The 3,147-nt window shown below is 71.3% G+C and carries 1 protein-coding gene and 1 pseudogene; both read left to right on the plus strand.

Going from position 1 to position 3,147, the window contains the following annotated elements:
* Positions 1-251, plus strand: a pseudogene (locus tag HMPREF3159_RS02255) (phosphatidic acid phosphatase); the annotation flags it as partial.
* A 101-nt stretch (positions 252-352) separates the two neighbouring features.
* Positions 353-3,058: a type I DNA topoisomerase gene (gene topA, locus HMPREF3159_RS02260; protein WP_070499495.1), complete on the plus strand. Its 2,706-nt coding sequence runs from the start codon at positions 353-355 to the stop codon at positions 3,056-3,058.
* Positions 3,059-3,147 lie beyond the last annotated feature (89 nt).

A 3,147-nucleotide genomic window follows, 5' to 3' on the forward strand; every position in this document is an offset into this window, starting at 1 on the left:
GCCTGCCGCGGGTCGAGCTGGCCTGCGCCCTCGTGCTCGGCGCGATCGGCGCCGTCGGCCTGGTCGCCGGCGCCGCGGGCATCGTCGGCCTCCCCCTCCCGCTGGACCTCGCCGACCGGGCCTCGCAGCTCGCGGCCTTCCGCGCCACCGGCGCCGTGATCGCCGGCGCGACCGCCGCCTGGGTGGCGCTGGTCCTGGTGCTGCGCACTCCGAGCGTCCTGCGGACGCCTCCGGCGGAGCGTGTACCGTGAGCAATCGCCGCGCACCGAGTCAGCGCGCGGCGGAGATGCGACCCCGCGACGGGGCGTGACGTACGGCCGCGAGCGACGCGGCGAGGAAGGACGCAGGCGACGTGACAGGCGGACGGCATCTGGTGATCGTCGAGTCCCCGGCGAAGGCACGGACCATTGCCCGGTATCTGGGCGATGAGTACGACGTCAAGGCGTCGGTGGGCCACATCCGCGACATCCCCGTGCCCCGAGACCTGCCCGCCGAGATGAAGAAGGGGCCGTACGGGAAGTTCGGCGTCGACGTCGAGGGCGGCTTCGACCCGTTCTACATCGTCAGCCCCGACAAGAAGAAGACCGTCGCCGAGCTGAAGAAGTCCCTCAAGGACGCCGACCCCCTCTACCTCGCCACCGATGAGGACCGCGAGGGCGAGGCGATCGCCTGGCACCTGCTGGAGACCCTCAAGCCCAAGAAGTCCACTCCCGTCAAGCGCATGGTGTTCCATGAGATCACCAAGGACGCGATCCAGGGCGCGCTGGAGAACACCCGCGACCTCGACGTGCACCTGGTCGACGCGCAGGAGACCCGCCGCATCCTGGACCGCCTGGTCGGCTTCGAGCTCTCCCCCGTGCTGTGGCGCAAGATCAAGCCGTCGCTGTCGGCCGGGCGCGTGCAGTCCGTCGCGACCCGCCTCGTGGTCGAGCGGGAGCGGGAGCGGATGGCCTTCGTCGCCTCCGACTACTGGGACGTGACCGGCACCTTCGGCCCCGACGCCGAGCAGTTCACCGCGAAGGTCCAGACCGTCGACGGCGCCCGCGTCGCCATCGGCAGCGACTTCGCCGACGACGGCACCCTCAAGCCCCGCTCGAAGAGCGCGACGATCCTCACCGAGGCCTCCGCCCGCGAGCTCGTGCAGGTGCTCGGCTCCACCCCGGCGACCGTCACCTCGCTGGAGTCCAAGCCGTACACGCGCCGGCCCGCCGCCCCCTTCACCACCTCCTCGCTGCAGCAGGAGGCCAGCCGCAAGCTGCGCCTCGGCGCGCGCCAGGCCATGCGGGTGGCGCAGTCGCTGTACGAGAACGGCTACATCACCTACATGCGCACCGACTCGGTGACGCTCTCGGGCGAGGCGATCCGCGCCTCCCGCGCCCAGGCCTCCGAGCTCTACGGCTCCCAGTTCGTGCCGGACAAGCCCCGCGTCTACACGAACAAGTCGCAGTCCGCGCAGGAGGCGCACGAGGCGATCCGGCCCGCCGGCGACCACTTCCGCACCCCGGCGGACGTCGCCGGGCAGCTCTCCGGCGACGAGTTCCGCCTCTACGAGCTGATCTGGAAGCGCACCGTCGCCTCGCAGATGGCCGACGCGAAGGGCACCACCTCCACCGTCGAGCTGAAGGTCGAGAACGAGGGCCGCAGCGCGACCTTCCGCGCCGCCGGCACCGTGATCACCTTCCGCGGCTTCCTCGCCGCGTACGAGGAGGGGCGCGACGCCTCCCGCTACGGCGACGACGACAAGGGCGACGACAAGCGCCTGCCGCAGATGGAGGAGGGCCAGACCCTCCCCACCCGTGAGCTGGTTCCCGACGGGCACACCACCACCCCGCCCCCGCGGTACACCGAGGCCTCGCTGGTCCGGGCGCTCGAGGACCGCGGCATCGGCCGCCCCTCGACCTACGCCTCCACCGTCGCGACGATCCAGGACCGCGGCTACGTGCTGCGCCGCGGCACCGCGCTGGTGCCGAGCTGGACCGCCTTCGCGGTGGTGCGCCTGCTGGAGGAGCACTTCGGGCCGTTCATCGACTACGACTTCACCGCCCAGATGGAGGCGCAGCTGGACCGCATGGCCCGCGGCGAGCTGGGCCGCGCGGACTACCTGCGCGACTTCTACCTCTCCGACGGCACGGGCGATGCCCCCATCGGGCTGAAGCCCATGGTCGACGACCTCGGCGAGATCGACGCCCGCGCCATCAACTCGATCGCCATCGGTGAGGGGATCACCCTGCGCGTGGGCCGCTACGGCGCCTACGTCGAGCAGTACCCGACCGACGAGGAGGGGAACGTCGTCGAGGGCGCGGACCCGCGCCGGGCGAACGTCTCCGACGAGGTCGCACCCGACGAGCTCACCGTCGAGAAGGCGAAGGAGATGCTCGAGCGGGCCAAGGACGACGGGCGCGTGCTCGGCACCGACCCCGACACCGGCCACGAGATCATCGCCAAGGACGGCCGCTACGGCCCCTACGTCACCGAGGTGCTTCCCGAGCCGGAGGAGACCGACGGCAAGAAGGTCCCGAAGTCGAAGCAGCCGAAGCCCCGTACCGGCTCGCTGCTGAAGTCGATGGACCTCTCGACCGTCACGCTCGAGGACGCGCTGAAGCTGCTGAGCCTGCCGCGCGTGGTCGGCACCGCCGCGGACGGCACCGAGATCACCGCCCAGAACGGCCGCTACGGCCCGTACCTGAAGAAGGGCACCGACTCCCGCTCGCTGGAGACGGAGGAGCAGATCTTCTCGATCACCCTCGAGGAGGCAGAGAAGATCTACGCCCAGCCCAAGACCCGCGGCCGCGCCGCGGCGAAGCCCCCGCTGAAGGAGCTCGGCACCGACCCGACCTCGGAGAAGCCGATCGTCATCAAGGACGGCCGTTTCGGCCCGTACATCACCGACGGCACCACCAACGTGTCGCTGCGCGCGAGCGAGAAGGTCGAGGAGATCACCGAGCAGGTCGCGATCGAGAAGCTCGCGGAGAAGCGCGCGAAGGGACCGGCGAAGAAGAAGGCCCCTGCGAAGCGCGCCACCACCACGCGGAAGAAGTCCACGACCGCGAAGAAGTGAGCCGGCGCCGACGGACGCGCAGCGCGTCCCTCGGCTCTTTCGGCACGGTCCGGTCCGCACCTGTGCCGCCCGCCCCACGGCCCCCGCCC

Origin of the sequence: Brachybacterium sp. HMSC06H03 (assembly GCF_001807385.1) — a bacterium.
In the GTDB taxonomy this organism is placed as follows: Bacteria; Actinomycetota; Actinomycetes; order Actinomycetales; family Dermabacteraceae; genus Brachybacterium; species Brachybacterium conglomeratum.